This is a genomic window from Streptomyces sp. LaPpAH-108 (assembly GCF_000373625.1).
Taxonomy (GTDB): domain Bacteria; phylum Actinomycetota; class Actinomycetes; order Streptomycetales; family Streptomycetaceae; genus Streptomyces.
Genome location: NZ_KB891994.1, coordinates 263,531 through 287,527 on the forward strand (window position 1 = coordinate 263,531; position 23,997 = coordinate 287,527).

19 protein-coding genes are annotated in these 23,997 nt (G+C 72.0%); 3 read left to right on the top strand and 16 right to left on the bottom strand.

Annotation, left to right across the window (positions count from 1 at the left end):
* Nucleotides 1-102: 102 nt before the first annotated feature.
* From B079_RS0116890 to B079_RS0116920, 7 genes are all read right to left on the bottom strand, one after another.
* Nucleotides 103-498: a MerR family transcriptional regulator gene (locus B079_RS0116890; RefSeq protein ID WP_018547018.1), complete on the bottom strand. Its 396-nt coding sequence runs from the start codon at nucleotides 496-498 to the stop codon at nucleotides 103-105.
* Between the two features lie 93 nt (nucleotides 499-591).
* Nucleotides 592-1,101, bottom strand: coding sequence for an O-acetyl-ADP-ribose deacetylase (locus tag B079_RS0116895; protein WP_018547019.1), 510 nt, complete (start codon nucleotides 1,099-1,101; stop codon nucleotides 592-594).
* Nucleotides 1,098-2,507 carry a phytoene desaturase family protein gene (locus B079_RS0116900; protein WP_018547020.1) on the bottom strand — a complete coding sequence of 470 codons (1,410 nt, stop codon included), beginning with the start codon at nucleotides 2,505-2,507 and terminating at the stop codon, nucleotides 1,098-1,100. The genes B079_RS0116895 and B079_RS0116900 overlap by 4 nt, the downstream gene beginning before the upstream one ends.
* 160 nt (nucleotides 2,508-2,667) lie before the next feature.
* Entirely contained in the window at nucleotides 2,668-3,513 is an 846-nt protein-coding gene (locus tag B079_RS0116905; protein WP_018547021.1) for an inositol monophosphatase family protein, read from the bottom strand.
* A 77-nt stretch (nucleotides 3,514-3,590) separates the two neighbouring features.
* The gene (locus tag B079_RS0116910) at nucleotides 3,591-5,450 is read right to left on the bottom strand and encodes a gamma-glutamyltransferase family protein (RefSeq protein WP_018547022.1); all 1,860 of its coding nucleotides are present in this window, start codon (nucleotides 5,448-5,450) and stop codon (nucleotides 3,591-3,593) included.
* Nucleotides 5,451-5,679: 229 nt separating this feature from the next.
* Nucleotides 5,680-6,192 carry an SRPBCC family protein gene (locus B079_RS0116915; protein ID WP_026248777.1) on the bottom strand — a complete coding sequence of 171 codons (513 nt, stop codon included), beginning with the start codon at nucleotides 6,190-6,192 and terminating at the stop codon, nucleotides 5,680-5,682.
* Nucleotides 6,193-6,321: 129 nt separating this feature from the next.
* Nucleotides 6,322-7,479, bottom strand: coding sequence for an alpha-lytic protease prodomain-containing protein (locus tag B079_RS0116920; RefSeq protein WP_018547024.1), 1,158 nt, complete (start codon nucleotides 7,477-7,479; stop codon nucleotides 6,322-6,324).
* Between the two features lie 305 nt (nucleotides 7,480-7,784).
* On the opposite strand from B079_RS0116920, the gene B079_RS0116925 reads away from it, so the two are divergent.
* Nucleotides 7,785-8,471 carry a hypothetical protein gene (locus B079_RS0116925; RefSeq protein WP_018547025.1) on the top strand — a complete coding sequence of 229 codons (687 nt, stop codon included), beginning with the start codon at nucleotides 7,785-7,787 and terminating at the stop codon, nucleotides 8,469-8,471.
* Between the two features lie 259 nt (nucleotides 8,472-8,730).
* Here the strand turns inward: B079_RS0116925 and B079_RS0116930 are convergent, their stop codons facing one another.
* The 8 genes from B079_RS0116930 to B079_RS0116965 all read right to left on the bottom strand — a co-directional run bounded on the left by B079_RS0116930 (nucleotide 8,731) and on the right by B079_RS0116965 (nucleotide 18,416).
* A complete protein-coding gene (locus B079_RS0116930) occupies nucleotides 8,731-10,257 on the bottom strand; it encodes an NCS1 family nucleobase:cation symporter-1 (protein ID WP_018547026.1) in 1,527 nt (508 codons plus the stop codon).
* A gap of 184 nt (nucleotides 10,258-10,441) precedes the next feature.
* A complete protein-coding gene (locus tag B079_RS0116935; RefSeq protein WP_018547027.1) occupies nucleotides 10,442-11,461 on the bottom strand; it encodes a TIGR03842 family LLM class F420-dependent oxidoreductase in 1,020 nt (339 codons plus the stop codon).
* Between the two features lie 11 nt (nucleotides 11,462-11,472).
* Nucleotides 11,473-12,876 carry a dihydropyrimidinase gene (gene hydA, locus B079_RS0116940; RefSeq protein WP_018547028.1) on the bottom strand — a complete coding sequence of 468 codons (1,404 nt, stop codon included), beginning with the start codon at nucleotides 12,874-12,876 and terminating at the stop codon, nucleotides 11,473-11,475.
* An 85-nt stretch (nucleotides 12,877-12,961) separates the two neighbouring features.
* The gene (locus B079_RS0116945) at nucleotides 12,962-13,804 is read right to left on the bottom strand and encodes a nitrilase-related carbon-nitrogen hydrolase (RefSeq protein WP_026248778.1); all 843 of its coding nucleotides are present in this window, start codon (nucleotides 13,802-13,804) and stop codon (nucleotides 12,962-12,964) included.
* Nucleotides 13,805-14,139: 335 nt separating this feature from the next.
* Nucleotides 14,140-15,720, bottom strand: a complete 1,581-nt coding sequence (locus tag B079_RS0116950) for a PucR family transcriptional regulator (protein WP_018547030.1) — start codon at nucleotides 15,718-15,720, stop codon at nucleotides 14,140-14,142.
* Between the two features lie 41 nt (nucleotides 15,721-15,761).
* Complete coding sequence (locus B079_RS0116955) at nucleotides 15,762-17,045, bottom strand: aspartate aminotransferase family protein (protein ID WP_018547031.1); 1,284 nt, start codon at nucleotides 17,043-17,045, stop codon at nucleotides 15,762-15,764.
* Complete coding sequence (locus B079_RS0116960; RefSeq protein WP_018547032.1) at nucleotides 17,042-17,884, bottom strand: nitrilase-related carbon-nitrogen hydrolase; 843 nt, start codon at nucleotides 17,882-17,884, stop codon at nucleotides 17,042-17,044. The genes B079_RS0116955 and B079_RS0116960 overlap by 4 nt, the downstream gene beginning before the upstream one ends.
* A gap of 280 nt (nucleotides 17,885-18,164) precedes the next feature.
* Complete coding sequence (locus B079_RS0116965; protein ID WP_026248779.1) at nucleotides 18,165-18,416, bottom strand: helix-turn-helix domain-containing protein; 252 nt, start codon at nucleotides 18,414-18,416, stop codon at nucleotides 18,165-18,167.
* 33 nt (nucleotides 18,417-18,449) lie between these two features.
* Here B079_RS0116965 and map point away from each other — a divergent pair, with 33 nt between their 5' ends.
* Together map and B079_RS0116975 are read left to right on the top strand one after the other, a co-directional pair.
* Nucleotides 18,450-19,226, top strand: a complete 777-nt coding sequence (gene map, locus B079_RS0116970) for a type I methionyl aminopeptidase (protein ID WP_018547034.1) — start codon at nucleotides 18,450-18,452, stop codon at nucleotides 19,224-19,226.
* Between the two features lie 237 nt (nucleotides 19,227-19,463).
* Nucleotides 19,464-22,037 carry an ATP-dependent Clp protease ATP-binding subunit gene (locus B079_RS0116975; protein ID WP_018547035.1) on the top strand — a complete coding sequence of 858 codons (2,574 nt, stop codon included), beginning with the start codon at nucleotides 19,464-19,466 and terminating at the stop codon, nucleotides 22,035-22,037.
* A 37-nt stretch (nucleotides 22,038-22,074) separates the two neighbouring features.
* Here B079_RS0116975 and ggt read toward each other — a convergent pair whose 3' ends face one another.
* Nucleotides 22,075-23,871: a gamma-glutamyltransferase gene (ggt, locus tag B079_RS0116980; RefSeq protein ID WP_018547036.1), complete on the bottom strand. Its 1,797-nt coding sequence runs from the start codon at nucleotides 23,869-23,871 to the stop codon at nucleotides 22,075-22,077.
* Nucleotides 23,872-23,997: the final 126 nt, after the last annotated feature.

The following is a 23,997-nucleotide window of genomic DNA, read 5'->3' on the forward strand; positions in this document are numbered from 1 at the left end:
CGCCGCCTCTCGTACGACCCACCCGGTGCTTCCGGGCGGTATCGCCATCCTCACCTCTGACATTGATGTGAGGGGCAACCGTCTGAGACGCAGATCACAGGGTCAGGCCGACCGCGCCACCGGTTCCGGAACCGTGGACAACTCCGCCCGGTGTCGGCTGTTGGCCCTGATCAGCACGTCGAGTGCGTCCCGGGTCTCGATCAGGTGCGTGATGTCGGCGTCGATCCGGTCGCGCTCGCGCATCATCGCCGTGAACGTGTCCTCGGCGACGCCCAGGTCACCCGGGACGTCCACACACGGCAGCACAGTCGCGATCACTCTGCTGGACATGCCCGCGTCGAACAGTTGCCGGATGAGCGACACACGCTGGACCGCGGCATCGGCATAGTGACGCTGCCCCGCGTCGGAGCGTGAACTGGTCAGCAGGCCCTGCTCTTCGTAGTACCGCAGTGAGCGTGGACTCACGCCCGTGCGCTTCGACAACTCGCCTATCCGCATCCTTCGGAGCCTACGCTCGCGGACACCCTCACGGCCGCAGGGTGGCCAAGCGGCATCCCCGGAGAGTGACACAGCCATGTGATCGACCTGATGTCAGTCCACGTGCCGGGCGAACGCCTCGTACGCCGTCTCGTCGAAGAGGACGAAGCGGATCTCCTCCACCTCGGTCGGCAGGGTGCGGACGGTCTCGACGGCTATGCGGGCCGCGTCGGCCATCGGCCAGCGGTAGACGCCGGTGGAGATGGCGGGGAAGGCGATCGTGCGGGCGCCGAGGTCGTCGGCCACGCGGAGGGATGCGCGGTAGCAGGAGGCGAGCGGGTCCGGGTCGCTGTCGGGGCCCTGCCAGACGGGGCCGACGGTGTGGATGACCCAGAGGGCGTCCAGGCGCCCCGCTGGGGTGGCGACGGCGTGACCGGTGGGGAGGCCGCCGCCGTAGGAGGAGGCGCGCAGGGCGCGGCAGGCTTCCAGGATGGCGGGGCCGCCGCGTCGGTGGATCGCGCCGTCGACGCCTCCGCCGCCGAGGAGCGAGGAGTTGGCCGCGTTGACGATCGCGTCGGCGCGCTGGCGGGTGATGTCGCCCAGGACGAGGTGCAGTGTGGTCATCTCTGCCTCAGCCTCCTCCAGACCGCCTTGGCGGCGTTGTGCCCCGACATGCCGTGTACCCCGGGACCGGGCGGGGTCGCGGAGGAGCAGAGGAACACGGCCGGGTGCGGGGTGCGGTACGGGAACGCCGACAGCCGGGGGCGCAGCAGCAGCTGGAGGCCGGAGGCCGCGCCGCAGGCGATGTCGCCGCCGACGTAGTTGGCGTTGCGGGCGGCCATCTCGGCGGGTCCTGCGGTGGCGCGGGCCAGGACGCGGTCGCGGAAGCCGGGGGCGAAGCGCTCCAGCTGGCGTTCGATCGCGTCCGTGAGGTCGCCGCTCCAGCCGTTCGGGACGTGGCCGTAGGTCCAGAAGACGTGCTTGCCCTCGGGCGCGCGGGTGGGGTCGGCCACGCTGGGCTGCACGGTGATCATGAAGGGTCTCTCTGGGGCGCGGCCCTCGCGGGAGGCGGCGCGCAGGGCACTGTCGATCTCGGCCCGGCTCGCGCCGATCTGCACGGTGCCCGCGCTACGCGCCTCGGGGGCGGTCCACGGGACCGGGCCGTCCAGCGCGTAGTCGATCTTGAAGACGCTGGGGCCGTAGCGGTAGCTGTCGTAGTACCCGCCGAAGCCCGCGATCCGGGCGAGCGCGGTCGGTGAGGTGTCGAAGACGTAGGCGCGGGCGGGCGGCAGGTCGTCCAGGCGTTTGACCTCGTAGTCGGTGTGCACGGCGCCGCCGAGGTCCTTCAGGTACGCCGCGAGCGCGTCGGAGATCGACTGGGAACCGCCCTCGGCCACCGGCCAGCCCCGGGCGTGCGCGGCCAGGGCGAAGACCAGGCCGATGGCGCCGGTGGCGAGGCCGTTGAGCGGGGCCATCACATGGGCGACCAGGCCGGAGAAGAGCGCCTGCGCGCGTTCGTCCCGGAATCGGCGTATCAGCGCGGTGGCGGGCGGGAGCCCGGCGAGGCCGAAGCGGGCCAGGGTGAGCGGGTCGCGCGGCAGCGCGGTGGACGGCAGGGACATGAAGTCGCGGACCAGGGTGTCCCAGCGGGGCAGGAACGGGGCGACCAGCCGCCGGTACGCCCCCGCGTCGCGCGGCCCGAAGGACGCGGCCGTCTGCGCCACGGACCTCGCCAGCACCGCCGCGCTGCCGTCGGGGAACGGATGCGCCATCGGCAGGTCGGCGTGCAGCCAGCGCAGGCCGTACCGCTCCAGCGGGAGGGCGCGGAAAGCGGGCGAGTTGATGCCGAGCGGGTGGGCGGCCGAGCAGGGGTCGTGGCGGAAGCCGGGGAGGGTCAGCTCCTCGGTACGGGCGCCGCCGCCGACGATGGACCGGGCCTCGAAGAGGGCCACGGAGAAGCCGCGCCGGGCCAGTTCGACGGCCGCGGTCAGTCCGTTCGGCCCCGCACCCACCACGACGGCATCGAGCATCGACGGCACCTTAGGACCCCCTCGTCGGCCGGTGGCAACTCGGATCAGGATAGGCGGGCGGCTCGTCGCTCCCCCGGCGGGTGGCGCGTCGCCCTTGTCGGCGCGGGTGGCTCCCGCCGCTCGGCCCTCGCGCGGCTCCGATCGGCTCCCCGCCCTCTCTTCAGGACCCCGTGCGCAGCAGCTCGGCCACGCGGCGCGCGGTCGCGGCGTCGCGGGCGGCGGTGAACGGCAGCACGTTGCCGCCGGTTATGCGGAACGGCTCGCCGGTGAGGGTGAGATGGGCGCCGCCCGCCTCCTCGACAAGCAGCAGGCCCGCCGCGTGGTCCCAGGCGGCCTCCCAGGAGAAGGCGACGGCGTCCGTGTCGCCCCGGGCGATGGCCAGGTACTCCAGGCCCGCCGAGCCGCAGGAGCGCGGGGCGACGCCGTCGGTCCACAGGGCACGCAGCGCGCGCTTCTGTTCCTCGGTGGTGTAGTCGGGGTGGGACACGGCGACGCTGACATCACGGCCGGGCTCGGGCGGCCCGGCGAACAGCCGCTCCCCGTCGAGATAGGCGCCCTGGCCGCGCACGGCGGTGGCCATCTGGTCGCGCACCGGCGCGTACGTCCAGGAGGCGAGCACGGTGCCCCGGTGGGCGAGCGCGACCAGGGTGCAGAAGCCGTCCTTGCCGTGGACGAAGTGCCGGGTGCCGTCGACCGGGTCGATGATCCAGACCGGGGCGTCGCCCTTGATCGCCTCGTACGACGCGGGGTTCGCGTGCACCGCCTCCTCGCCCACGGCGACCGAGCCGGGCAGCAGGGCGCACAGGTCGGCGGCGAGGCGGCGCTCGGCGAGCCGGTCGGCGTCCGTGACCAGATCGTGCGGTCCGCTCTTCTGGTCGACCTCGTGCGCGGCGAGTCTGCGGAAGCGGGGCAGGATCTCGGCCGCGGCCGCCTTGCGGATCGCCTCCTCCACATCGGTGGAGTGCCGGGCGAGAAACTCTTCGAGGGCTTCCGTGTCGTCGATCATGTGTCCATGAGACCACGCCCGGCGGACATTCCCCCGTCAGGCTGTGGAAAACCCAGAAAACACATGGTCAGCGCGCCTTAGCGCCCCACCGCGTACCCCTGCATCCCCCGTGGGTTCGCGGCCGCCGACAGCACGCCCGTCCGGGGATCGCGCGCGACCGCGCACAGCCGTCCCTCCGACCACGCGGGCCCCACGGTCACGTCGTGCCCCCGGCGCCGCAGCTCCGCGACCACGGCCTCGGGCATCCGGGACTCGACGGTCACGCTGCCCGGACGGCTCGTGCGGGGGTGGAAGGAGCTGGGGAAGCCGTCGTTGTGCCAGTTCGGGGCGTCGATGGCGCCCTGGAGGTCGAGGGCGCCGCGCACCGGGGCGCGCAGGGTGGCGGCGAGGAAGAAGTGGAGCTGCCACTGGTCCTGCTGGTCGCCCCCGGGGGTGCCGAAGGCGAGCACGGGGACGCCGTCGCGCAGCGCGAGGGAGGGGGTGAGGGTGGTCCGGGGGCGGCGGCCCGGCGTCAGGGAGTTGGGCAGACCCTCCTCCAGCCACGCCATCTGGAGCCTGGTGCCGAGCGGGAAGCCGAGTTCGGGCACGACCGGGTTGGACTGGAGCCAGCCGCCGCTGGGCGTCGCCGCGATCATGTTGCCCCAGCGGTCCACCACGTCGAGATGGCAGGTGTCGCCCCGGGTGGCACCGTCGGCACTCACCCGAGGCTCCCCGGGCATCGTGACCGCGGCGGGCTCCCCGGCCGCCCCGAGCACCGGCTCCCCCACCCCGCCCAGCCCCACGGTCGGCTCCCCCGCTCCCGGCAGGCTCGCGCCCGCGTCCCCCCGCGTCCCCGCCCGCGCGGGCAGACGCGGCTCCCTTCCGCCCACCGTCCCCGGCCGCAGCTCGTACGACGCCGACTCCCCGACCAGCGCCCGCCGTTCCGCGTTGTACTCCGCCGACAGCAGTTCGGCGAGCGGGACGTGGGCCGCGTCGCCGTACCAGGCCTCCCGGTCGGCCATCGCGAGCTTGCAGTTCTCGATGAGCAGGTGGACATGGTCGGCGGAGCCGTACGCGGGCAACTCGGCGGGCAGCAGCGCGAGTTGCTGGAGGAGGGCGGGGCCCTGGCTCCAGGGGCCCGCCTTGCAGAGGGTCCAGCCGTTCCAGTCGTAGGTGACCGGGTCCTCGTACGACGCGGACCAGTCGGCCAGGTCGGCCTCGGTGAGCGTGCCGGTGTGGCGTTCGCCGCTGGTGTCCAGGGTGGGGCGGCGGGACTGGCGCAGCAGGGCCTCGGCGATGAAGCCGGTGCGCCACACCTCGCGGGCGGCGTCGATACGGGCCTCCCGGTCGCCCGCGTGGGCGGTCTCGGCGAGCAGCCGCTGCCAGGTGGCGGCGAGGGCGGGGTTGCGCAGCAACGCGCCGGGGCGGGGCGCGTCGCCGCCGGGCAGATACACCTCGGCCGAGGAGGTCCACTCGGTCTCGAACAGCTCCCGCACGCTCTCCACGGCCGCGCCGACGTTCTCCACCGGCGGATGGCCGTGCTCGGCGTACCCGATGGCGTACTTCAGCACGTCGTCCAGGGACTTGGTGCCGTGGTCGCGCAGGAGCAGCAGCCAGGCGTCGAAGGCGCCGGGCACGGCGGCGGCGAGCGGGCCGGTGCCGGGGACCAGGTCGAGACCGAGCCCCTGGTAGTGCGCGACGGTGGCTCCGGCCGGGGCGACGCCCTGCCCGCACAGCACCCGGACCTCGCCACCGGCCGGGGCGAGCAGGATGGGCACCTCGCCCGCGGGGCCGTTCAGATGCGGCTCGACCACGTGCAGTACGAACGCCCCCGCCACGGCCGCGTCGAAAGCGTTGCCCCCGTCCTCCAGCACGGCCATCGCGGACTGGGAGGCGAGCCAGTGGGTGGAGGAGACCATGCCGAAGGTGCCCTGGAGGGTGGGGCGGGTGGTGAACATGGGGTCTCCCGTCTGCGTGGCCTGCACCTGCGGGACGAGACTTTCCGCCCGGCCACCCGCGCGTCAACCACGCCTCACCGGCGCGTCAGCGATGCCCTGTACGGCCGTCAGCCATGCCCTTTACGGGCGTCGGCACCGGCCCGCCCGCACGTCAGCCCCGTCCCGCCCGCGCACCGAGCCCGCCCCGAGCCCCGCCCATCCCGGCCCCGAGCCCCGCCTCAGGCCCCGCTCACGCCTCCGCCTCGGCCTTCACCCCGGCCAGCGTCTTCTCGATGCCGGTGCGGAGCAGGGCGAGGCGACCGTCGACGATCTGCTCCTCCCGCTCCGGGTACCGCTCGACGTAGGCGTTCAGCGGGCCACGGCCGGGCCCCAGACGCATCCCGTGCCGCAACCGGGTGCCCGAGCCGTCCGCGAGCGGTTCCAGGGTGAACGTCCAGATCGCCAACGCATCGCCGAGGTCACGCTCGTTGTAGCGGACGACCTCCCATGCGAAGACGCGGGGCTCGGTCAGCCGGGTGACGCGGCTGACCGTGCGCCACTCGCCCAGCATGTCGTTGTGATTGCGGCCGGAGAAACACGCGCCGACGGCCGGTTCCTCGGCACCGTCGAGCCATTCCACCTCCTGAAGTTCCGGGCTGTGGCGGGCCGGTGTGGCGATGTCCGACACCAGGGCCCACACCCGCTTCGGCTCGGCGGCGATCTCCGTCACGCACTCCACACGGGGAACGTCGGCAAGTCGCATCTCTTCTCCCTGAGTTGTCGAAGGCGATGACCGAAGTATGGGCCTCAGCGCGGGGGAACACGGAGGGGCCCCGCCGGTCGTCCGACTCCGGCGGGGCCCCTGCGGGACGTGGTCAGGCGGGGTGCGGCGTCAGGCCGTGTGCAGCGTCAGCCCGTACCGGTTCAGGATCTCGTTGATCGGCTGGAACCAGGTCTCGCCGCCGCTGGAGCAGTTGCCCCAGCCGCCGGAGGTGACGCCCTGGGCCTGGTCGCCGCTGATGAACGAGCCGCCGGAGTCGCCGGGTTCGGCGCAGACGTTGGTCTTGGTCAGCTGATGGACCGCGCCCTGGCTGTAGTTGACCGTCTCGTTGAGGGCGAGGACGGTGCCGCAGTGCCAGTGGGTGGTGGAGCCGGAGCGGCAGATGGAGGTGCCGGGCGGTGCCACGTTGGAGCCGCGCACCAGCTGGTCGGAGACGGTGCCCCAGCCGAGCACGACCGGTACGGTCCACCAGCCGCTGCCGACGTTGACCCAGGCGTAGTCGTTGTCCGGGAAGGACGAGCCCTGGAAGTTGCCGACGTAGGAGCGGTCCCAGCCGTAGACGGCGGCGGAGGGCTGTCCGCAGTGTCCGGCGGTGACGAAGCCGCCGTAGACCGAGAAGCCGATGGAGCAGCGCACGTTGCCGGTGTAGAAGGGGTCGCCGCCGACGGTACCCGCGGCGAGGGTGCCCGCGGCCTTGGAGACGGTCTCGACGGTGACGGGTCCGGCCGCGCGGGCGCGGGTCAGGAAGCGCTGGACATCGTTGTCGGCCCGGCGGTCGCGCACCACGTCGACGACGACGGTGCCCGCCTGCGGGTCGACGTGCCAACTGCTCACGCCCTTGGGTGCCTTGAGGCGGTCGATGCGGGCCTTGGCGGCGTCCAGCTCGCGGGCGCTGTGGCGGACGGTGCGGACGGTGGCACCGGCCTCGCGCAGGGCCGCGCGAGTGGCCGGGGAGGCGGCGTCGGTGACGGCCACGGTGAGCCGTCCGCTGTCCGCGTCGTACCAGGAGCCGCCGTACGCCGACCCGGCCGTCTTGCGGGCCTCGGGGTCGAGCTTCGTGGCGGCGCGTTCCGATGCGAGGCGGGCCTCGGCCTGTTCCCTCGTCAGGCCGAAGTCGTGCCGCATCGCGGTGAGCAGGCCCTCGGAGGCGGGGGCCTTGGCGGCGGTGGCGGAGTCGTTCGCGGTGGCGGGGACGGTGCCGGCCGCGGTCAGTCCGCCGAGCATGAGGAGTGCGGCCCCGGCCGCGCGCAGAAGTCGCTTGCGTCTCACGGGAGTTGCCCTTCGTCGTTCCAGCAAGGTGGGGGTGGAACAGCCGATGACTGAGAGCGCTCTCATCTGTGCGGGGCAGAGCCTAGTCGGACCTCGATGACAGGTCCATACCAACGGACGGAATCGGTGCCGCGTATCGCCCCGGACGGACAATTCCCGGCATACGACGCCTTCTTGAACGGGCTGGGTCACCGGCCGAGTACGCAGCGAGTTGGCCCTTCCGCGCCGGGGGCAGTCGTGTGAGACTGTCGTCTCCGTCCACCCTGCGGACCCTTCCGCACCCCCTCCCCCACGAGAAGTGCGCCGTGCGATCCCTTCCTCTGCCGCTCGCCCTCACCGCACGTCTGTCCCCTGTCGTCGTGCTGGCCTGCGTGGGCTGGACCCTGTCCTCCGGCCCGGCCACGCCCGCCGCCGCCGAGCACCGTTCCTCCGGCAAGGAGAGCGCTCCGGCCGCCTCTTCCGGCGGTGACGGCGCCGCCTCCTCCGCCCCGGCGGTGAAGACCTACGACGCGGCGCCCGCGCCGTGCACCGGCGTGCCCGTCGACACCATCAAGTCCCTTGTCCCCGGGGCCAAGACGGCGGGCAAGGAGATCCCCTCCACCGACTCCAAGCTGCGCCGCACCTGCTCCTGGAACGCCCTCAAGGGCTTCGACTACCGCTGGCTCGACGTCTCCTACGAGGTCACCGCGTCCGACGAGGCGGCGACCAAGGAGTACCAGCAGCGTGTGACCGAGAAGAGCGGCGGCGGCTCGGTCCCCGGCCTCGGGGACAGCGGCTACTCCGTCGTGAACCTCACCACCGAGGACAAGCAGCAGACCCGCGAGGGCCTGGTGATGGCCCGCGCGTCCAACGCCCTGGTGGTCATCACCTACAGCGGCAGCGACTTCGAGAACAAGAAGGCCCCCGCCACCGACGAGATCAACAAGGGCGCCATCAAGGCGGCGAAGGCCGCGATGGCGACCTTGAAGGCCAGCGCGGGCAAGTCCGACTGAACGGAGTCCGCCGTGTGCGGGCGCAGCACCTCGAACGCCTCCTCGCCGCTACCTCGGCATCGCCCAGCTCCAGCAGCTGGGTGGCCAGGGCCGGCGGATGCAACGGGGTACGACCGGGTGCGGCGGTCGAGGTGGGCGGCGTCCGCAGGGGCGCACCCTGGCCCGCGCTCCAGGCACCGTTCGTCGTCGCCCCCGCGGGCGGCGGCGCGGCGCCCCGGTGATCCGTCTGATCGCCGGGGCGCCGCGCAACTCAACTCCTTTACTCCTCCCGCTGCTTGCGGTTCGTGGCTGCCGTCAGGGCCAGGTACAGCACCAGTGATGTGCCGAGGCCCACCGCCCAGCCGTAGTCCGCGAGGGGGCTCAGGAAGGGGATGGGGCGGCCATCGATCAGGGGGTGGAAGTCGGCGCCGCCGATGGCGAGGACGCCGCCGACGACGAAGGCGGTCACCGCGCGCCAGTTCCAGCCGCCCGCGTACCAGTAGCGGCCGTCCTCGCGGTAGAGGTCGGCGAGGTCGAGGCGGGTGCGGCGCACCAGCCAGTAGTCGGCGATCAGGATGCCCGCGACGGTGCCGAGGAGGCCGCCGACCAGGCCGAGCCAGGTGAAGATGTAGCCCTGCGGGTCGGAGTAGAGCCGCCACGGGAAGATCAGCACCGCGAGGACGGCGGTGATCAGCGCGCCGGTGCGGAAACTGACCTTGCGGGGCGCGATGTTGGAGAAGTCGAAGGCCGGGGAGACCAGGTTGGCCGCGATGTTCACCGAGAGGGTCGCGACCAGCACGGTGACCAGGGCGTAGAGCAGGCCCACCACGTTGTCGGTCTTGGCGGCGAGCTGGACCGGATCCCAGATCGGCTTGCCGTAGACCGCCTGCGAGCCGGAGGTGACCAGGACCGACAGGAAGGCGAACAGGGTCATGGTGGTGGGAAGTCCCAGCGCCTGGCCCCGCGTCTGGGCGCGCTGGCTGCGGCCGTAGCGCGTGAAGTCGGGGATGTTCAGGGAGAGCGTCGACCAGAAGCCGATCATGCCCATCAGGGAGGGCCAGAACAGCTTCCAGAAGTCGCCGCCCCAGCCCAGCTTGGAGGGCTGGTCGAAGAGCGGGCCGACGCCGCCCGCCTTGTCGCTCATCCACCACAGCATCACGAAGGCGCCGACCAGGACGAAGGGCGCGGCCCAGTTCTCGAAGCGCCGGATGGTCTCCATCCCCCGCACGATGATGGCGACTTGGAGCACCCAGAAGAGCGCGAAGGACAGCCACATGGTCCAGGCGTAGCCGCCGATGTGCGAGGCGTTCGACCAGCTGTCACCGATGAGCTTGCCCGCGAGGAAGTAGATCGCCTCGCCGCCGATCCAGGTCTGGATGCCGAACCAGCCGCAGGCCACCAACGCCCGTACGACAGCGGGGAGGTTGGCGCCCCGGATACCGAAGGAGGCACGGGCGAAGACCGGGAAGGGGATGCCGTACTTGGGTCCGGCGTGCCCGGTGAGCAGCATCGGCACGAGCACGACCAGGTTGGCCAGGGCGATGGTGAACACCGCCTGCTTCCAGTCCATGCCGACCGCGATGAGCCCCGAAGCGAGCGTCCAGGAGGCGGTGTTGTGGGCCATGCCCACCCACAGCGCGGAGAAGTTGTACGTGGTCCAAGTGCGCTTGGCGACCGGGACCGGGAGCAGGTCCTCGTTGGCGAAGCGGCCACTGGGCTGGGGAGCCTCGGCGGGGATCTCCACCCGGCCGTCGGGGAGGGTGACTTGGGCGGTCGGCGGCGAGGCGGTGGGAGCGGTGTCGGTCATGGGACAGGCCAATCGGATGAGTGGGACGACGGGACAGGCCGTGCGGGTGGCGCCGATTGGGGGGTGCGTCCGTAATTCCGTACGGGCGTCCGGCCCCCTCCCGCGCAAGGGACGTTCGGGGAGGGGGAGTTCGATCCGACTGCGGACGGTCGGGTCGGCGAGCGGTCAGGCCGACTGCGGCCGGTCAGGCGCCGAGCGCCGGGATGACCTTCGCGCCGTAGGCGTCGATGGTCGCCTCCTGCGCGTCGTGCATGTCGTAGACGGCGAACTGGTCGACGCCCAGCGCGCGCAGCGCCGTCAGCTTCTCGATGTGCCGTTCGACGGGGCCGATGAGGCAGAAGCGGTCCACGATCTCGTCGGGCACGAACTGGGTGTCGGGGTTGCCGCTGCGCCCGTGGTGGGCGTAGTCGTAGCCCTCGCGGGACTTGATGTAGTCGGTGAGTTCGTCGGGCACCTGGGCCGAGTGCTCGCCGTACTTGGCGACGAGGTCGGCCACATGGTTGCCGACCATGCCGCCGAACCAGCGGCACTGGTCGCGGGCGTGGGCGAGCGCTTCGGGCGAGTCGTCCTCGGTGACGTAGGCGGGGGCGGCCACGCAGATGGTGACCTCGGACGGGTCGCGGCCCGCGGCCACGGCGGCGTCCTTGACCGCCTTCACCATGTACTCGGTGAGATAGAGATCGGCGAGCTGGAGGATGAAGCCGTCGGCCTCCTCGCCGGTCATCTTGAGCGCCTTGGGGCCGTACGCGGCCATCCAGACCGGGAGTTGGGCGTCTGGCTTGGTCCACGGAAAGCGGATCACGGTGCCGCCGAGGTCGGCCTCCTCGCCCCGGCCGAGGGCGCGGATGACCTTCATGGCCTCGCTGATCCGGGCGAGCGTGTTGGGCTTGCGGCCCGCGACGCGCATCGCGGAGTCGCCCCGGCCGATCCCGCACACCGTGCGGTTGCCGAACATGTCGTTGAGGGTCGCGAAGGTGGAGGCGGTGACCTCCCAGGTGCGGGTGCCCGGGTTGGTGACCATGGGCCCGACGGTCAGCCGCTCGGTGTTCGCGAGGATCTGGCTGTAGATGACGAACGGCTCCTGCCAGAGCACGGCGGAGTCGAAGGTCCAGCCGTACGTGAAGCCGTTGGCCTCGGCGCGCTTCATGAGGTCGACGACGCGGGAGGCGGGCGGGTCGGTCTGGAGGACTAGTCCGAAGTCCATGGGCGCCACTCCTAGTTGAGGTACTGACAGGTGGAGCGCGGGGTGTAGACGCCGTGCCCGGCGTGGCCGGTGTACTCCCGCTCGGTGATCACGGGCACGCCGCGCGAGAGCACGGTCTCGACCCGGCCGGTGATCCGCCTGCCCTCGTACGCCGAGTAGTCGACGTTCATGTGGTGGGTCTCGGCGGAGATGACCTGCTCGGCGTGCGGGTCGTAGATCACCACGTCGGCGTCGGCGCCGGGGGCGATCGTGCCCTTCTTCGGGTACATGCCGAACATGCGGGCCGGGGTGGCGCAGGCGATCTCGATCCAGCGGCGGCGCGAGATGTGCCCCTCGACCACGGCCTGGTGGAGGAGGTCCATGCGGTTCTCCACGCCCGGCATTCCGTTCGGGATCTTGGAGAAGTCGCCCCGGCCCAGCTCCTTCTGGCCCGAGAAGCAGAACGGGCAGTGGTCGGTGGAGACCACCTGGAGGTCGTTGGTGCGCAGGCCCCGCCAGAGGGCGGCCTGGTGCTCCTGGGGGCGAAGCGGCGTGCTGCACACGTACTTGGCGCCCTCGAAGTCCGGCTCGGCGAGGTTGTCGGTGGACAGGAACAGATACTGCGGGCAGGTCTCGCCGAAGACGTTCAGCCCCTCGTCGCGGGCGCGGGTCAGCTCGGCGACCGCCTCCTGCGCGGAGACGTGCACGACGTAGAGCGGGGCCCCGGCGACCTGGGCGAGCTTGATCGCGCGGTGGGTGGCCTCGGCCTCCAGGAGGGCCTTGCGGACCTCGCCGTGGTAGCGGGGGTCGGTCTCGCCGCGCGCGAGGGCCTGTTCGACCAGGACGTCGATGGCGATGCCGTTCTCGGCGTGCATCATGATCAGTCCGCCGTTCTCGGCGGCGCGCTGCATCGCCCTGAGGATCTGGCCGTCGTCCGAGTAGAAGACGCCCGGGTAGGCCATGAACTGCTTGAAGGAGGTCACCCCCTCCTCCACCAGCAGGTCCATCTCCTTCAGCGTCTCCTGGTTCACATCGGAGACGATCATGTGGAAGCCGTAGTCGATCGCGCAGTTGCCCTCGGCCTTCTGGTGCCAGGCGTCCAGGCCCTCGCGCAGGCTGCCGCCGACGTTCTGGATGGCGAAGTCCACGATGGTGGTCGTACCGCCCCAGGCGGCGGCGCGGGTGCCGGTCTCGAAGGTGTCGGCGGCGTAGGTTCCGCCGAACGGCATCTCCATGTGGGTGTGGCCGTCGACGCCGCCGGGGATGACGTATTTTCCTGTCGCGTCGATGACGGTTTCCGCGCTGAAGGCTTCGGCGGCGGGGGTGCCTGCGGCGGCCAGGGCGGCGATTCGGCCGTCCTCGATCAGTACGTCGGCGTGGATCTCGTCGGAGGCGGTGATGACGAGGCCGTTCTGGATGAGCGTGCGGCGGGACATGGGGTCCTCTCCTTGTGGTCCGCTGCGGGTCGTGTGTGGCTGGTCGCGCAGTTCCCCGCGCCCCTACGTGACCTACGGCCTGTTTTTACGGCGCCGTCAGCGGGTTGTACGCGCCCGGTGCGCGGTCCCTGTAGAACTGCCACCGGTCCCGTACCTCGCGCAGCTTCGCCATGTCGAGGTCGCGGACGACCAGTTCGGTCTCCTTGTCGCTGGCGACCTCGCCGACGAACTGGGCCTCCGGGTCCACGAAGTAGGTGGTGCCGTAGAAGTCGTTGTCGCCCAGGTCCTCCACGCCGACCCGGTTGATCGCGCCGACGAAGTACTCGTTGGCGACGGCGGCGGCGGGCTGCTCCAGCTGCCAGAGGTAGCGGGAGAGTCCGCGCGAGGTGGCCGAGGGGTTGAAGACGATCTCCGCTCCGGCGAGGCCCAGCGCGCGCCAGCCCTCGGGGAAGTGGCGGTCGTAGCAGATGTAGACGCCGATGCGGCCGACGGCGGTGTCGAAGACGGGCCAGCCGCTGTTGCCCGGGCGGAAGTAGAACTTCTCCCAGAATCCCTGTACTTGGGGGATGTGGGTCTTGCGGTACTTGCCGAGGTAGCTGCCGTCGGCGTCGATCACGGCGGCGGTGTTGTAGAGGACGCCGGGCTGCTCCTCCTCGTACATCGGCAGGACGAGGACGATGCCCAACTCCCGGGCCAGCGCCTGGAAGCGGCGGACGGTGGGGCCCTCGGGGATCTGCTCGGCGTACTCGTAGAACGCCTTGTCCTGGACCTGGCAGAAGTAGGGGCCGTAGAACAGCTCCTGGAAGCACAGGACTTGGGCGCCCTGGGCGGCGGCGTCGCGGGCCGCCTGCTCGTGCACCTGGATCATGGACTCCTTGTCGCCCGTCCAGGCCGTCTGGAAGAGGGCGGCGCGGATCACTCGGCTCATCGGGGACCTCCGGTAGCTCGATGTGGCTGGGGCGGGCATCGGAAGCCGCGTCGTCCGCCCGAAGGGCGGGCCGGGCGGCGTCCGGTGCGTGCTCTCGGTGTGCCGGGCGTGATCCCTCGTACTGGATGTACTAGGGCTCACGCCCGGTGCAGCGAGAGTGCGTGCTGGGCGTCGGCGGGCAGACGGGGCTTCCGATGCCCGCCCCAGGAGCCTAGGAAGGGCGGGTGGCCGGTTTTGAGTGGCAGGGTGTCACGTGTGCGGGGGTCGGCCGTGTCACCGTGTCACGAGTCGGCCGGGCCATGTTTCAGCGCCGTTTTCCCAGGTCGTGGCGTGTTTCAGTGGCGTTGCGCGTCATGGGCGAGCAGGGCGATGTGCACCGAGGCGGCCTGCTCGAAGTCGTCGAGGTCGATGCCGAGGCGCGTCTGTATCGCCTCCAGGCGGCGGTAGAGGGCGGGCCGCGAGACGTGGTGGAGCTGGGCGGTGCGGGACTTGTTGCGGCCGGTCGCGAGGTAGGTGCGCAGCACGTCCAGCAGCTCGCCGCCCTCGCCGCACAGCAGGCCGTCCAGCTCCCGTTCGGCGAAGGACTGCACCTGCGGGTCGTCGCGCAACAGCCGTACCAGGCCGCGCAGATGGACGTCCCGCAGCCGTACCACGGGCGGCCGGTCCAGGGCGGCGTCGGCGCCCGCGAGGGCGTCCGCGACGTGCCGGGCCTCGCGCAGCCCGGCGGGCACGTCGTCCCAGGTCTCGCGCGGTTCGGCGGCGGCGACGGAGGCGTCCGGCTCGGTCGTGCGCAGCCGGGCCGCGAAGCGGGCGGTGAGCGCCTCGGCGTCCTGGTCGTGGGCGAGGCTGAGCAGGGCTGCGGTGACGCCGTCCCCGAGTTCGGCAACCAGTCCGGCCAGGCCGAGCGCGCGCAACACCCGGTCCAGTACGGCGGGTTCGGCGCCGGGCACGACCAGGGGGACGAAGGTGCGGCGGCCGACCGGCAGCCCGGCGGCGCGGGCCCGGGGCAGCAGCTGCCGGGCGGGTACCGTGCCGGAGGCGAGGTCGGTGAGCAGGCCGCGCGCGGACTGTTCCTCCCAGGCGGCCGTGGAGCCGCCGCCGAGCATCCGGTGCAGGACCAGGGCTTCGGCGGCGCGGTCGGCGAGCAGCCGTCCGGTGGCCGCCTCGCCCCGGTAGCCGCACAGCAGCAGCCGTCCCCAGCGCTCGCCCCGGCCGCCGAGTTCGGCGCGGACCCAGCCGTCGCCCTCGCTGCCTCCCGCCTGCCGGGCGATGCGCTCCCAGTCGCGCAGCACGTCGTCCACGGCGGACCGCTCCCCCGCCGTGGCGAGGACGCGGTGGGCGAGGTTGGTGACGACGACCGGACAGCCGCTGTGCCGGGCGATCTCGTCCAGGAGGCGCTGCAGCGGGGCCCCGGCGGTGATCAGTCCGGTGAGGCCGGTGCGGACGGTCTCGGAGAGGCTGACGGCGGCGAACTTCCGCCGTACCAGCCGTGATTGGACCTCCTCGGTCAGCTCCGCGAAGGGGAAGGGCCGGTGCAGGACGACCATGGGCAGCCCGTACCGTTCGGCGGTGCGGCACATCGTCTCGGGCGGGGCGGGGAAGGCGCGGCCGAGGCCGAGGACCACGGCTGCGGCGTCCGCGTGGTGCAGGGAGCGGATGTAGGCGGCCTGTTTGGCCTCGTCGCCCGCGAGCAGCACCCCGGTGGTGAGGACCATCTCGCCGCCGCTGAGCATCACCCCGACGTCGGCGGCCTCGGCGACGTGCACCCAGCGCACGGCGCGGTCGAGCTGTCCGGCCCCGGCCACCACCTCGGGCTCCCCGGCGAGCACGCGTTCCAGGGTGAGCACCTGCCGGACGGACAGGGCCGGTCCGCCGGCGGGCGCGGCCGGGTGCCAGGACTCCGAGGTGGTGGTCATGGGCGGTACCTCGTCTCTCGTACGGGCTCCTCAGCGCGCTCTCAGTACGTGCTCCTCAGCGCGTCCTCGAGGATGTCCGCGCCCTCCTCCGCCTCCGCGACGGTGAGCGTGAGCGGCGGCGCGATGCGCAGGACGCTGGTGTCGTGGCCGCCGCCCTTGCCGATGAGCAGGCCGCCCGAGCGGGCGGACTCCAGGACGGTGGCGGCGGCGAGGGGGTCGGCCTCGTCGGTGCCGGGCCTGACCAGTTCGACGCCGATCATCAGGCCGCGCCCGCGCACCTCGCGCACGCCGGGCAGCCGGGCGGCGACGGCGCGCAGCCGCTCGAGGAGCAGACCGCCGACGCGGCGGGCGTTGCCCTGGAGGTCGTGCTCCAGGTGGTAGGTGAGGTTGGCCAGCCCGGCGGCCATGGTGATCTGGGTGCCGCCGAAGGTGGAAATGCTGCTGGCGTCCAGGCAGTTCATGATCTCGGCGGGGGCGATCACCCCGCCGATGGACATACCGTTGCCGATGCCCTTGGCGAAGGTGACGATGTCCGGCGGGCCGTTGCGGTCGTGCGCCTGCCAGCCCCAGAAGTGGTCGCCGGTGCGGCCCCAGCCGGTCTGCACCTCGTCGGAGATCCACAAAATGCCGTGCTCGTCGAGGACTTCACGGAAGGCGGCGTACAGGCCGTCGGGCGGCGAGGTGAACCCCCCTACGCCCTGGACGGGTTCGGCGATCAGCGCGACGGGCGTGCGGCCCTGGCCGATCAGATCGCGCAGGTCGGCCACGCAGGCGTCGATGAACGCGCGGTCGTCCAGCGCGGCGTACGGCCCCCGGGTGCGGACGGCGCCGTGGACGTAGACGGTCTGGAGCGGGGAGAGGGAGGTCGTGGACCAGGTGCGGTTGCCGGTGATGCCGACGGCGCCGAAGGAGCGGCCGTGGTAGCTGTTGCGCATCGCTAGGACGGTGTTGCCCTGCCGGTAGGCGGTGGCGAGCAGCATCGCCGTGTCGTTGGCCTCGGTGCCGGAGGTGGTGAAGAAGACCCGGGCGTTCGGGATGCCGCTCAACTGGGCGATGCGCTCGGCGAGTTCCACCATCGGGCGGTTCAGGTACAGGGTCGAGGAGTGGATGATCCGCCCGGCCTGCTCGCTGACCGCCTTGGTGACCTCGGGCAGGGCGTGCGCGGTCATCGTGGTGAGGATGCCGCCGAAGAAGTCGAGATAGCGGTTGCCCCGCGCGTCCCAGACGTGGCGGCCCTCGCCGTGGGTGATCTCCAGCGGGTCGTCGTAATACAGGGCGAGCCAGTCGGGCATGACCCGGCGGTGGCGGGCGAAGAGATCGGTCATGGCCGTACCAGCCCTTCGTACGCGTCGGGGCGCCGGTCGCGGTAGAACGCCCACTGCTGCCGTACCTCGTCGATGAGGTCGAAGTCCAGGTCGCGGACGAGGAGTTCCTCGCTCTTGTCACCGGCCGGATCGCCGACGAACTGGCCGCGCGGGTCCACGAAGTACGAAGTGCCGTAGAAGTCGTTGTCGCCGTACTCCTCCTGGCCGACGCGGTTGATCGCGGCGACGAAGTACTCGTTGGCGACGGCCGCCGCGGGCTGCTCCAGCTGCCACAGGTGGGCGGAGAGTCCGCGATGCGTGGCCGACGGGTTGTAGACCAACTGGGCGCCCTGGAGGCCGAGTTCGCGCCAGCCCTCGGGGAAGTGGCGGTCGTAGCAGATGTAGACGCCGACTTTGCCGACGGCGGTGTCGAAGACGGGCCAGCCGAGGTTGCCGGGTTTGAAGTAGTACTTCTCCCAGAAGCCCTCGACCTGGGGGATGTGGTGCTTGCGGTACTTGCCGAGGTAGCTGCCGTCGGCGTCGATCACGGCGGCGGTGTTGTAGTAGAAGCCGGAGCCGTCGATCTCGAAGACGGGGGCGACGATCACCATGCCGGTCTCGCGGGCCAGCTCCCGCATCCGCGTCACGGTCGGGCCGTCCGGGACCGGTTCCGCCCAGCGGTAGTGCTCGGGCTCCTGGACCTGGCAGAAGTACGGGGCGTTGAAGACTTCCTGGAACCCGATGATCTTCGCGCCCTGCCGCGCGGCCTCGCGGGCGTGCTCCTCGTGCTTCGCGATCATGGACTCGGTGTCGCCGGTCCAGGTGGCCTGGACCAGTGCGGCACGTACGACGTTGGCCATGAGCTGCTCCTTCGACGCGGCGTCCGAGCCCTCCACGCCCGTAGAAACGGCCCGTAGAGGGACGAAAGTAAGCCTCCTGGACGCCCTTGCCAAGACCATCGTCGGCAACCCGCTGAGTCGATCTCGATTCACACTCCGGTGGGTGAGCGCGTGGGTGCAGCCAACACCCGCCGTGTTACGTCCCGACTACGCGCGGTTTGCGGTCCGCGTCAGGCGTCACCAGGACCGACAGGCGCCGACCAGGGCCGCCGGGCGTCGAGCGCCGACCAGGGCCGGGCCGTCAGGCGTCCACCAGGACGCAGAGCGCCGCCAGCTCGTCCATGGAGAGGCCGAGCGCCCCGGCGAGGGCCGCCACGGTGAAGAAAGCCGGGGTGGGCGCCCGGCCGGTCTCGATCTTGCGCAGCGTCTCGGCGGAGATCCCGGCCACCGCCGCGACCTCGGTCATGCTCCGGGGGCCACGGGCCGCGCGCAGCAGCGCACCGAGCCGTTCGCCGCGCTCGCGCTCTTCTGGGGTGAGGGGGGTGCGCACCATGGCACCCATTCTAATACCGGTATAGTAATTGGCATGATGGAACTCAAGACGGACGCGTCGATCGACGCGATGCACGCCGCGGGCCAAGTGGTCGGCCGCGCCCTGACCGCCGTACGACAGGCCGCCGGGATCGGGGTGAGCCTGCTGGAGCTGGACGAGGTCGCCCGCGAGGTGCTGCGCGAGGCGGGCGCCACGTCCCCCTTCCTCGGCTACCGCCCCTCCTTCGCCCCGACCCCGTTCCCGGCGGTGATCTGCGCCTCGGTGAACGACGCGATCGTGCACGGCATCCCGACCGCGTACCGCCTGCGCGACGGCGATCTGCTCTCGGTGGACTGCGGCGCCCTGCTGGACGGCTGGGCCGGTGACTCCGCGACGAGCTTCGTGGTCGGCCGCCCCGACCCGGCGGACCTGCGCCTGATCGAGACCGCCGAACGCGCCCTGGCCGCGGGCATCGAGGCGGCCGTCGTCGGCAACCGCATCGGCGACATCGCCCACGCGATCGGCCGCACCTGCCGCCAGGCCGGTTACGGCATCCCCTCCGGCTTCGGCGGCCACGGCATCGGCCGCCGCATGCACGAGGACCCCGAGGTCCCCAACGAGGGCCGCCCCGCCCGAGGCATCCCCCTCCGCCCCGGCATGGTCCTCGCGATCGAACCGATGCTGATCGCCAGCGGCAAGAACGCCTACTACGAAGCGGAGGACGGCTGGACCCTCCGCACCTCGGACGCCTCAAGAGCAGCCCACGCGGAACACACAGTGGCGATCACGACAGAGGGCCCCCGAATCCTGACCTCGCGGCAGCCGACCTGAAAGGGGCGCGGGGAACGGCGCGAGCAACCACGGACGCCCCGCACCGGAGAGACGGCATAGACCACATCTGAAGGGGCGCGGGGAACTGCGCGAGAACCCACCACGACCCGCACCCGACAGACAACCCGCACCACCCCCCGCCGTAGCCGTCCGCAGGTGCCACTCGGAGAACGACGTGCCATCGTTGGCAGAAGGGCCACCGGCCTCCCCGCACATCGTCGGCGAAGGACGGAAACGATGACCAGCGGTTACACCGGTCCCCCCGAGGGCGACCCCTTCGGGGAACTCTTCTCCCGCTACTTCGGCGGAGCCCCCGGCACCCCAGGCCAGCCCGGCCCCCGCCCCATCGACATCGGCCGCCTGCTCAGCCAGCCGGCCCGCGAGCTGGTCAGAGGGGCCGCGCAGTACGCCGCCGAGCACGGCAGCCGGGACCTGGACACCCAGCACCTGCTGCGCGCCGCCCTGTCCAGCGAGCCGACCCGGAGCCTGCTCTCCCGCTCGGGCGCGGACCCGGACTCGCTGGCGACGGAGATAGACGGCCGCGCGGGCCCCTCCCAGCACCCGCAGGGCAAGGTGCCGCCGACGGCACTGTCCCTGACCCCGGCGGTCAAGCGGGCGCTGCTCGACGCGCACGACATGGCGCGGTCGACCGGCGCCGGATACATCGGCCCGGAGCATGTGCTGAGCGCGCTCGCCGCGAACCCGGACTCGGCGGCCGGGCACATCCTGAACGCGGCCCGCTTCCGCGCGGGCCCGCTGCCGCCCCCGCCGCCGGAGGGCGCCGCCGGTCCCACGCAGGTGCGCGTGGAGCGCCCGCAGCCGACCGGTACGCCGACGCTCGACAAGTACGGCCGCGATCTGACCGAGCTGGCCCGGCAGGGCCGTATCGACCCGGTGATCGGGCGGGAGAAGGAGATCGAGCAGACCATCGAGGTGCTGTCGCGGCGCGGCAAGAACAACCCGGTGCTGATCGGTGACGCGGGGGTCGGCAAGACGGCCGTCGTGGAGGGGCTTGCGCAGCGCATCGCGGACGGTGACGTGCCGGAGGGGCTTGAGGGGCGCCGGGTGGTGGCCCTCGATCTGACGGCGGTGGTGGCCGGTACCCGGTTCCGGGGCGACTTCGAGGAGCGGCTGAACAACATCGTGCAGGAGATCCGCGCCCACTCCGACCGCCTGGTCGTGTTCATCGACGAGCTGCACACGGTCGTCGGCGCGGGCACGGGCGGCGAGGGCGGCGCGATGGACGCGGGGAACATCCTCAAGCCCGCGCTCGCCCGGGGCGAGCTGCACATCGTGGGCGCGACGACGCTGGAGGAGTTCCGGCGGATCGAGAAGGACGCGGCGCTGGCCCGCCGCTTCCAGCCGATCCTGGTGCCGGAGCCGACGCCCGAGGACGCGCTGGAGATCCTGCGCGGGCTCCAGGACCGCTACGAGGCCCACCATCAGGTGCGGTACACGGACGAGGCGCTGGCGGCGGCCGTGGAGCTGTCGGACCGCTATCTCACCGACCGGCGGCTGCCGGACAAGGCGATCGACCTGATCGACCAGGCGGGCGCCCGGGTACGGCTCGGCGCGCGGACCAAGGGCACCGACGTGCGCGCGATGGAGCGCGAGGCCGAGCAGCTGGTCCGGGACAAGGACCAGGCGGTCGCGAGCGAACAGTACGAGGAGGCGACCCGGCTGCGCGACCGGATCGTGGAGCTGAAGGAGCGCATCGCGGCCAGCGACGACGGCGAGGCCGACGAGGGCCAGAACCTGGAGGTGACGGCGGAGGCCATCGCCGAGGTGGTCTCCCGGCAGACCGGGATCCCGATCAGCAGGCTGACCCAGGAGGAGAAGGAGCGGCTGCTGGGTCTGGAGGATCATCTGCATCAGCGGGTGGTCGGCCAGGACGAGGCGGTACGGGTGGTGGCCGACGCGGTGCTGCGCTCGCGCGCGGGTCTGGCCAGCCCGGACCGGCCGATCGGCAGCTTCCTGTTCCTCGGGCCGACCGGTGTGGGCAAGACCGAGCTGGCGCGGGCGCTCGCGGAGGACCTGTTCGGCAGCGAGGACCGGATGGTCCGCCTGGACATGAGCGAGTACCAGGAGCGGCACACGGTCTCCCGGCTGATCGGGGCGCCGCCCGGCTATGTGGGGCACGAGGAGGCGGGGCAGCTCACCGAGGTGGTGCGCAGGCATCCGTACTCGCTGCTGCTGCTCGACGAGGTGGAGAAGGCCCACCCGGACGTCTTCAACATCCTGCTCCAGGTGCTGGACGACGGGCGGCTGACGGACGCGCAGGGGCGCACGGTCGACTTCACCAACACGGTGATCGTGATGACCAGCAACCTCGGCTCCGACGTCATCAACCGGCGCGGTGCCTCGATCGGCTTCGGGCCCGGCGGGCAGGACGCCGACGAGGAGGCGCGGCGCGAGCAGATCCTGCGGCCGCTGCGGGAGCACTTCCGGCCGGAGTTCCTGAACCGCATCGACGAGATCGTGGTCTTCCGCCAGCTCACGGGTGAGCAACTGCGGCGGATCACCGACCTGTTGCTGGAGAGCACGCGCGAACTGGCGCGGGCGCGGGACGTCACGGTGGACTTCACCGACGCGGCCGTGGACTGGCTGGCCGAGCGCGGCTACCAGCCCGAGTACGGCGCCCGCCCGCTGCGCCGCACCATCCAGCGCGAGGTCGACAACCAGCTGTCGCGGCTGCTGTTGCGGGGCGAGGTCGCCGAGGGCGGGCGGGTGACGGTGGACGCGGCCGACGACGGACTGGACTTCCGGGTCGAGAACCGGGAGCGGGCCCGGTCGGCCGAGGCCGCGTCCTGAGCGTCCTGAACAGCGGGACGCGATGGGAGCAGTTGAGTCAGGGCGCCGGATGCACCACCATCGCCGAGCCGCCACCGCGCCGTACCTTCTCGGCGGCGGCCAGCCAGCGTCCGTCCGGCAGGCGTTGGACGCCGGTCGCGGCGCCGATCTCCGGGTTGAGCTTGAAGCTGTGCCCGATGGCTTCGAGCCGTGCTCTCAACGGGCTGTCGTAGAGGGCGGGTTCGAGTTCGGTCTGGGCCGCGTTGCGCTGGCTGGCGCGGGGTGCGGCGATGGCGTCGACCAGGGGCAGGCCCCGGTCCACGAACCCGGTGAGGGTCTGGAGCACGGTGGTGATGATGGTGGCGCCGCCGGGCGAACCGAGGGCCACCACGGGCCGGTCGTGCCGGTCCAGGACGATCGTCGGGGAGATGGAGGAGCGCGGTCGCTTGCCCGGACCCGGCAGGTTGGGGTCGTGGACGGCCGGGTCGGCGGGGGCGAAGGAGAAGTCGGTCAGCTCGTTGTTGAGCAGGAAGCCCCGGCCGGGGACGGTGATGCCGCTGCCGCCGGTCTGCTCGATGGTGAGCGTGTAGGAGACGACGTTGCCCCACTTGTCGGCGGTGGTGAGATGGGTGGTGTTCTCGCCCTCGTAGGTCGTCGGGGCGGCCTTGCCTCCCGTGCCGCAGGCGGCGGGGTGACGCGGGTCGCCGGGGGCGAGCGGGCTGGTGAGGACCGACTCGTCCTTGATCAGGCAGGCGCGCGAGTCGGCGTACCGCTGGGACAGCAGGTCCTTGGTGGGCACGTTCTCGAAGCTCGGGTCGCCCACCCAGCGGCCCCGGTCGGCGAACGCGATCCGGCTGGCCTCGATGAAGCGGTGGAGATAGCGCACATCGCTGGCGCGCGAAAGGTCCGTGTTCTCAAGGATGTTGAGGGCTTCCCCGACGGTGGTGCCGCCGGAGGAGGAGGGTGCGATGGAGTACACCTTCAGGCCCCGGTAACCGGTCTCCGTGGGGCTCTGCGGCTTGGCGCGGTAGGCGGCGAGGTCCTGCGCGGAGAGCTTGCCCGGGCGGGCGTTCCAGCCCGAACCGGGGTCCACGGGCGGCTTGTTGATGGTGGAGACGATGTCCCGGCCGAGGTCACCCTTGTAGACCGCGTCGACACCCTTGCGCCCCAACTCCTGGTACGTACGCGCCAGTTCCGGGTTCTTGAACGTCGAGCCCACGACGGGCAGTTGTCCACCGGGCAGGAACAGCCGCGCGGTGTCCGGGAAGTAGCGGAACCGCGTCTCGTTGTCGGAGGTCTGCGAGCGGAAGGTGGAGTCCACCGTGAAGCCGTCGCGGGCGATGCGCTCGGCGGGCCGGAGGACGCTCGCCAGCGGCCGGGTGCCCCACTTGTCCAGCGCGGTGCTCCAGGTGGCGGGCGTGCCGGGGGTACCGACGCTCAGCCCGCTGCTGACGGCGTCCGCGAAGGCGAGCGGCTTGCCGTTCTCCTGGAAGAGGTCGCTCCCGGCGGTCAGCGGAGCCGTCTCGCGGCCGTCGATCGTGCGCACCGTACGGGACTTGGCGTCGTAGTAGACGAAGTAGCCGCCTCCGCCGATGCCCGCCGAGTACGGCTCGGTGACCCCGAGCGCGGCGGCGGTGGCGACAGCCGCGTCGACCGCGTTGCCGCCCTTCCTCAGCACCTCGATGCCCGCGGCGGTGGCGTCGGCGTCCACACTGGCGACCGCGCCGCCGTAGCCGACGGCGACGGGGGTCTTGGCGGGCTGTCCTGCCGGGTGCGGCGGCCCCGCGGCCACGGTCGACAGAACGGCGGCCGAGACGGCGACCACCGCGAGCCCGCGCGTGCCAGGACGTGCCATGCGTACCTCCCGGGGGTGACGTCCGCGCAGCGTAACCGGATCGGGGATGTCTCGACAGTACGCCTCAGCCTCCCGTCACACGACCGCCACAGACCGAACGCCGGTACGAGGCGGGGCTCTGGGCCC